We start from the raw sequence: 6,733 nt of genomic DNA on the forward strand, positions 1-6,733 counted from the left end.
ACGTCCTGCCAGGACTCCGGCGGCGGCCAGCGCGTGGTAGCCGCCGATAATGTCCGTGGCCCGGTGCAGGCCGAGGTCCTGCAGCGCGGCCGCCGCGAGGCTGGACGTATAGCCCTCTGAGCAGAGGATCACCCACTCCACGTCGTCGCTGACGGCCTGCGGCAGTCGGGCGTCGCTGGTCGGGTCGCACCGCCACTCCAGCACGTTGCGTTCGATGACTAAGGCCTTGAGGGCGTCGGGCACCTCCCCTTCACGCGTGCGCTGCGCCTGCGGCCGGATATCGACGATCAATGCGCCGCGGTCCAGCGCGGCGGGCACCTGGTCGGCAGTCAGCCGGCGCAACCGGGCCCGGGCCGAGTCCAGTACCTGATCGATGCGGCTCATAGATTTTCCGGCTGGTCGGTCAACTCGGTGCGCCGCCGGCGCAAGGTGTGTTGCTCGGTGACCTCGTAGTACGACATCACGGTCAGCGGTGGCGAATACACATGCACGCTCAGCGTGGAGCCGGCCGAAGACGGCCCGGAAACGGCACCGGCGGTCGGAGCCCACACCACGTCGTGTACCCAGCCCAAGGGGAACCCGGCCTGGTCGCCGGCCTCGAGACGACGGCGCCGCAACCGCTCGCCGTCCCAGCGGAATTCATCGAGCGACCCGGACAACAGCGTCAGCGCGCCCAGCGATCCGCCGTGGTCGTGTAACTCCGTGGGATGCCCGGGCGCCCAGCTGATCAGCCAGATATCGACTTCGTCGTCACCATGCAGCAGGGCGAACCAGCGGTCGTCGCTGGGTACGCCACCCGGCGGGACCAGGTGGTCGTAGCGCCCGCGAAGCACCTCGTCGCTGGTTTGGTCGGTGATGTGCAACAGGTCGGCCAGCCGCAGCCGGGTGGGGCCGGACACCGACCGGACGGGCGAGGGGCGGGACAGGACGAGATCAGCAACAAGGTTTGCGGAAACCATGCAAGAACTCCAGAACGAACGAGCGGACGAGGGGGCGGCGGCAAGTCAGCGCCGACAACACTCCCAAAATCCAGTTCGCTGGGTCACGGCAGTCAGTGTTGCATAGATTGACGGGGTGCGCTGGCGCCCCTGTCGCCCCCTGCTGTGGAGCATGGTTGTCCTCGCGGCCGTCGTGTCGGCGCCGGCGGCCTGCTCGGCCGATCATGACGCGGCCGCGCCGTCGGTGTCCCCACCGCCCGCTTCTCGTCCCTCATCGGCATCGCCCGCCGCCCGTCCGGGCCTCTCGCCCAGCGGGGTGACCACCCGCGTTGACGTGCCCGCACAGTCGACCGAGGAAGAGTACTTTCAGGCCTGTCACGCTGCGAAGACGTGGATGCAGGACCGACCCGGCGATCCGCAGGCATTGGTCGAGGCGTATCTGGCCGCCGTTCAGGCACCGCAGGCCACCGGGGCCGGCACCTGGAACGTCCCGTGGGCAGGGCTGAGCCCGGCGCGGCAGGCGGCGGTGATCGTGGCGGCGCACGCAGCCGCCGCCGACGAATGCGGCTGAGCTGAGGACCGGCCGGGGATTGAATCACGCCGGGCGAAATTCCGGACCGGGCGCGTGGGATGGCACTTCGTCGACAACGGCCGACGGCCACAGACCAGAGCGTGCCGACTGGCCGACCGGCCCGGAATCCATTTCTTCCGATATTCTCAGCACTTGAAGCTCAGCTTTGGGATACACAATGGAAATTCCCAGTGTTTTTCCAGTTTTTCCGGTACATAATTGCCGCGAACGGCTTTGGCTCACGCAACCTGTTTACGCAGGCCCACCTGCCGTATTGAAGTCGTTAAAAGCCCTTAGAGCGGTTGCAGCCAGCGCTCGACATAATTACCTTCGATGCCATGCCAACATTTAATGTGAACACCGTCGACTGGGATGAGCTCTACAACGGAGAGGCGTCCTACGCCCCCGGAAACCCCGGCTGGAATATCGGTGGATTGCAACCCGAAATCGCAGCCCTGGAACGTCAACGGCGTTTCCGCAGCCCGGTTCTCGACTCCGGCTGTGGCGTCGGCGCCACGACATTGGCGCTCGCCGAAAAAGGATATGACGTCATCGGCCTTGATCTTTCCGCCAGCGCCATCGAGCAAGCCAAGCGCGCCGCCGCCGACCGTGGTCTGGACGCCAAATTCGGCGTCGCCGACCTCTCGAAAACGACCGGCTACGACGGCTACTTCGCCACCGTCATCGACGGACTGGTCTTTCACTGCCTGCCCGAGAAGCTCCGCGACGGATACATCGAATCGAACGCACGGGCGCTGCAGCCCGGCGGGAAATTCTTTGCCTTGGTTTTCTCCACCGATGCGTTCCCGCCAAACGCCGACTTCGGACCACGGCCCTTCACTGAGACGCAACTGCGTGAGATCGTCGGCAGGTACCTCGTCGTCGACGAGGTACGGCCTGCGCGGGCGTGGATCAACGTGCCCAGGATGCTGCCGGACGGTTTCGAATACCGCAATGTGACGATCGGGTCCGATGGCCGCGCGCAGCTGCCGTCGCTGCTGGTGAGCGCCCACCGCAGCTGATTCCCCCGAGGGTTCGACAGTCGCTGTCGGGTGCCTGCCGAACCCTCCTCGCGGATGCGGGTTCGGCGCTCCACAGCGCCACAGGCGGGCAGCGTGCGGGGCGGGGAACAATGACCCCATGGCCGACTCGGATGCTCATCGCGCCGGCGATTCGTTGCGCCCACGGGTCGCGCTAGCGCTTGGCAGCGGCGGCGCACGCGGATACGCCCATATCGGGGTGATCCACGAGCTGCGTGACCGCGGGTACCAGATCGTCGGGATCGCCGGTTCGTCTATGGGCGCACTCGTTGGCGGATTAGAGGCGACGGGACGGCTCGACGAGTTCGCCGACTGGGCGCGGTCATTGACTCAACGCGCCATCTTGCGGCTGCTGGATCCGTCGATCAGCGCGGCGGGTGTGCTGAGAGCCGAAAAAATCCTCGACGCAGTGCGCGACATCCTCGGCGCGGCCACCATCGAGCAACTGCCGCTCCCCTACACCGCGGTCGCGACCGACCTGTTGGCCGGCAAGTCGGTGTGGCTGCAGCGCGGGCCGGTCGACGAGGCCATCCGGGCGTCGATTGCCATCCCCGGGGTGATCGCGCCGCATGTGGTCGACGGGCGACTGCTCGCCGACGGCGGGATCCTCGATCCGCTGCCGATGGCGCCGATCGCCGCGGTCAACGCCGATCTGACTATCGCGGTCAGCCTGTCTGGCAGCGAGACCGGCGCCGACCCCAAGCCGGAGCCCCGGCCCACGACCGAGTGGCTGAACCGCATGGTGAGCAGCACCTCCGCGCTGTTCGACACCGCTGCCGCGCGTTCGCTGCTCGACCGGCCCACCGCGCGGGCGGTGCTCAACCGGTTCGGCGTCGGGGACTCCGAATCCGACATCGATGCCGACCTCCATAAAGAACCCGAGGAACCCGGCGTACCGAAGCTCGGCGGATTCGAAGTGATGAACCGCACCATCGACATCGCCCAGGCCGCGCTGGCCCGCCACACCCTGGCCGCCTACCCACCTGACTTGCTGATCGAGGTGCCGCGGTCGGCCTGTCGCGGCTTGGAGTTCCACCGTGCGGCCGAGGTGATCGACGTCGGCCGCGCGTTGGCCGCCCACGCACTGGACACTCTGGCCGCAGCACCTTCTGAGCGAACGGACTAGCCATGGCACGAGCGACTTCACCCGACGCCCCGGCACCGGACCGACCGTGGCGACGCCCCGGTGCAGCCCGCTACGCGCTCCAGCGCCTCCGCAGTCTCACGCGATCGCCGGCCGACGTCTATCCGGCACAGCCAACCGCGCTGGTGATCGACAACAACGTGGCGGTACCCACTCGTGACGGAACCGTGCTGCGCGTCAACGTGTATCGCCCACCCGACAGCGGCCCGTTCCCGGTCCTGCTGTGCGCACATCCCTACGGCAAGGACAACCTTCCGACCAAAAAGAAGCGCGGCCGCGGTTATTCGGTGTCCATCCAGTACCGGGTGCTGCGCCAACCGGCGCCGCCGCGCTTTTCGGACCTGACCGGCTGGGAGGCTCCCGACCCGGTGTGGTGGGCGGCGCACGGGTTCGCGGTGGTCAATTGCGATCTGCGCGGCGCCGGCCGATCCGAGGGAGTGTGCTCACTGCTTTCCGACCAGGAAGCCGAGGATGTCTTCGACTTGATCGAGTGGGCTGCGGCGCAACCGTGGAGCAGCGGCGCGGTGGGCATGATCGGGGTCTCCTACCTTGCCATCTCGCAGTGGAAGGCCGCGGCCCTGCGACCGCCGCACCTCGCGGCGATCGTCCCGTGGGAGGGATTCACCGATGCCTACCGCGACTTCGCCCGCACCGGCGGCATCCGTGAGACCGGCTTTCTCAAGATGTGGAGCCGCGGTCTGAGGGCCGCGAGGCTGAAATACACCCTGAACGAGGAAAGCGCCAAAAGACCGTTGCGCGACGAGTGGTGGCAGGCGCTGGCACCCGACTTGCCGAAAATCGAAGTGCCGGCACTGATTTGTGGCAGTTTCTCCGACAACAATCTGCACAGCCGCGGGTCGGTGCGCGCCTTCGAGCAGATCAGCTCGCCTCAACGCCATCTCTACACCCACCGTGGTGGCAAGTGGGCGACGTTCTATTCGCAGTCGGCGCTGGATACGCAGTTGGCGTTCCTCGACCGGCATCTCCGCGGCGGGACGGGCACGCCGCAGCCGAGGGTCCGTCTGGAAGTTCGTGAAGACCGCGACCACATCGTCGAGGTCCGCGATGAAACCAGCTGGCCACTCGAGTCGACAAGCTGGACGGCGCTTTACCTCGGCGGTGCCGGACTGGGTAGCGGCGCGCCTGAACAAGCTGGCTCAATAACGTTCGATACCCGTTCCGGCGGAGCGCGATTCGGCTGGACGCTGGATGCCGACACCGAAATCACCGGACCGATGGCGATGCGACTGTTCGTCGAGGTGCAGGGCAGCGACGACGTGGACCTTTTCGTCGGTGTCGAAAAGTGGCGTGGCCGAGAGTATGTGCCGTTCGAAGGTTCTTACGGCTTCGGGCGCGATCGAATCACGAGCGGGTGGTTGAAGGCATCCATGCGGGCACTCGACGAAGCCCACTCCCGGCCGTTCGAACCGGTGCCGACCCTGGACCGGCGTCACCCCGTGCAACCGGGGCAGATCGTGCAGGTCGACATCCCGCTCGGGCCGTCGGCGACGTTGTTCCGGGCCGGCGAGCAGCTTCGGCTTGTCGTCGCGGGTCGGTGGTTGTGGCCCCGCAACCCTCTTACCGGCCAGTTCCCGTCGGCTTACGAGCCCGGCCCGCGCTGCAGATGCACGCTGCATTGGGGCCCGGATCACGCTGCCCGACTGCTTGTTCCGGTGATCGGCTAGGCCGGGCCGACGCCGAGGAAGGCGGCGACGCCGGCCGCCTCGCGCCGGCCCTGCGCACGCCCGGCCTCTGCCGAGCCGATGCGGCAGCGTGGATCCAGCGGGTTGGGCCCGAAGGCTGCCAGCGACTTGTGGTCGGCGAATATACCCAACGCGGTACCACGAAACGCCGCGATCTCGGCGACCGGTCGGGCACCGAACGGCGACGGCGCCGACACGCCCGCGGGTACCAGCACCACGGCCGTGTCGCAGTCGTCGGCGACGTCCAGGTTGATTGCGCTGCCGATGCCGCCGTCCATGTAACGCCGGTCCCCGATCGTCACCGGCGGCCATGCTCCGGGTACCGCGCAACTGGCGGCCACCGCGTCGACCAGCTTGACACCCGAATCACGTTCGAACACAACGAGTTCACCGTTCGCGATGTCGATGGCGGTCACCCGCAGCACCCGGTCGGGCCAGAGATGCGTCGGCAGTCGCTGGGCGACCACGTAGTGCCGGACCGGTTCGGCCACGGTTTCGGCCGCCAGCGCGACCGCCCCGATCCGTTGCCGCTTCTGCGCCACCGTGGTGTCGGGTTGCGACAAGGCGGCCAGGAAGAGGTCGATGATGGCGTCTACCCCGACGCCGGGATCGATTTCCGCCGAGATTTCCTGGACTTGCCGCGCGAACAGGTCTTCGATACTCAAGCCACTGCTGATCTGTGCCACCACCGCCGAACCGGCCGACGTACCCACCAGCACATCGGAATCCAGCAGCGCCCGTGCCGCGGCAGGCGATTCGTCCGCGATCCCCTGCAGAACGCCTGTCTCCCAAGCGATTCCAGCCACACCACCGCCGCCGAGCACCAGCGCCCGTTTGATCGTCACGTTTTAGCCCGCTACACCGGTGTGTGCTGGGCGGCCTGAGCCGCCGCACTCAAGTCCTCGAGATGCAGCTGGTGTCGGGGCGGATCCGGGAGCACCAGGTCGCGGCTGATCTGCAACCCGGCGTCGGCGTGGACCAGCTCTCCTGGTTCGATGAGGCGCCATCGCGGGTGATCGTCCATCTGTTCAGTGGCGAACACCACCGACGGTTGGCTGCGTAGATGCTCGGAGTGGGCGCGAATCCGCTTGCTGCGCAGATGAAATTGGGCGTCCGGCGGGGTTTCGCGGCGGTCCGATACGTACAACTCGTGGGTGTCCGGGTAGCGCAGCGCCCACATATCGGTGGCCGTGCTGAGCAGCAGGTTGACCGCGTAGATCGGCACGTTGGCGGCCAGCCAACCTAGGGCGTCGACCAAACCGGCCGTCACATCCCCGCCATGCGCCCGGATCGATGCGGTGATCAACGCGAACACCCGCTCGGAGTCGGTCTGCCCC

8 protein-coding genes are annotated in these 6,733 nt (G+C 67.2%); 4 read left to right on the plus strand and 4 right to left on the minus strand.

Annotated elements, in window-relative coordinates:
* Nucleotides 1-384, minus strand: a 384-nt coding sequence (locus VEI45_RS04925; protein ID WP_324850684.1) for a rhodanese-like domain-containing protein, incomplete at its 3' end; no start/stop codon positions are given.
* The gene (locus VEI45_RS04930; protein ID WP_324850686.1) at nt 381-959 is read right to left on the minus strand and encodes a cysteine dioxygenase family protein; all 579 of its coding nucleotides are present in this window, start codon (nt 957-959) and stop codon (nt 381-383) included. The genes VEI45_RS04925 and VEI45_RS04930, both read right to left, overlap by 4 nt.
* 151 nt (nt 960-1,110) lie before the next feature.
* Here VEI45_RS04930 and lpqV point away from each other — a divergent pair, with 151 nt between their 5' ends.
* The 4 genes from lpqV (at nt 1,111) to VEI45_RS04950 (ending at nt 5,378) form a co-directional block, all read left to right on the plus strand.
* Nucleotides 1,111-1,509, plus strand: a complete 399-nt coding sequence (lpqV, locus tag VEI45_RS04935) for a lipoprotein LpqV (protein ID WP_324850688.1) — start codon at nt 1,111-1,113, stop codon at nt 1,507-1,509.
* A gap of 338 nt (nt 1,510-1,847) precedes the next feature.
* Nucleotides 1,848-2,531: a class I SAM-dependent methyltransferase gene (locus tag VEI45_RS04940; protein ID WP_324850690.1), complete on the plus strand. Its 684-nt coding sequence runs from the start codon at nt 1,848-1,850 to the stop codon at nt 2,529-2,531.
* A 118-nt stretch (nt 2,532-2,649) separates the two neighbouring features.
* Entirely contained in the window at nt 2,650-3,675 is a 1,026-nt protein-coding gene (locus tag VEI45_RS04945; protein ID WP_324850692.1) for a patatin-like phospholipase family protein, read from the plus strand.
* A gap of 2 nt (nt 3,676-3,677) precedes the next feature.
* Nucleotides 3,678-5,378 carry a CocE/NonD family hydrolase gene (locus tag VEI45_RS04950; protein ID WP_324850694.1) on the plus strand — a complete coding sequence of 567 codons (1,701 nt, stop codon included), beginning with the start codon at nt 3,678-3,680 and terminating at the stop codon, nt 5,376-5,378.
* Here the strand turns inward: VEI45_RS04950 and VEI45_RS04955 are convergent.
* Entirely contained in the window at nt 5,375-6,241 is an 867-nt protein-coding gene (locus tag VEI45_RS04955) for a patatin-like phospholipase family protein (RefSeq protein WP_324850696.1), read from the minus strand. The genes VEI45_RS04950 and VEI45_RS04955 overlap by 4 nt on opposite strands.
* An 11-nt stretch (nt 6,242-6,252) precedes the next feature.
* A partial coding sequence (locus VEI45_RS04960) for a class II glutamine amidotransferase (RefSeq protein ID WP_324850698.1) occupies nt 6,253-6,733 on the minus strand: 481 nt, incomplete at its 5' end.

The organism is Mycobacterium sp. (assembly GCF_035623875.1).
Taxonomy (GTDB): domain Bacteria; phylum Actinomycetota; class Actinomycetes; order Mycobacteriales; family Mycobacteriaceae; genus Mycobacterium.

What these genes read in the sequence shown, in the direction of transcription:
- VEI45_RS04930 (WP_324850686.1), bottom strand. Translation starts at nt 959, where the DNA reads ATGGTTTCCGCAAACCTTGTTGCTGATCTCGTCCTGTCCCGCCCCTCG.
- lpqV (WP_324850688.1), top strand. Translation starts at nt 1,111, where the DNA reads ATGGTTGTCCTCGCGGCCGTCGTGTCGGCGCCGGCGGCCTGCTCGGCC.
- VEI45_RS04940 (WP_324850690.1), top strand. Translation starts at nt 1,848, where the DNA reads ATGCCAACATTTAATGTGAACACCGTCGACTGGGATGAGCTCTACAAC.
- VEI45_RS04945 (WP_324850692.1), top strand. Translation starts at nt 2,650, where the DNA reads ATGGCCGACTCGGATGCTCATCGCGCCGGCGATTCGTTGCGCCCACGG.
- VEI45_RS04950 (WP_324850694.1), top strand. Translation starts at nt 3,678, where the DNA reads ATGGCACGAGCGACTTCACCCGACGCCCCGGCACCGGACCGACCGTGG.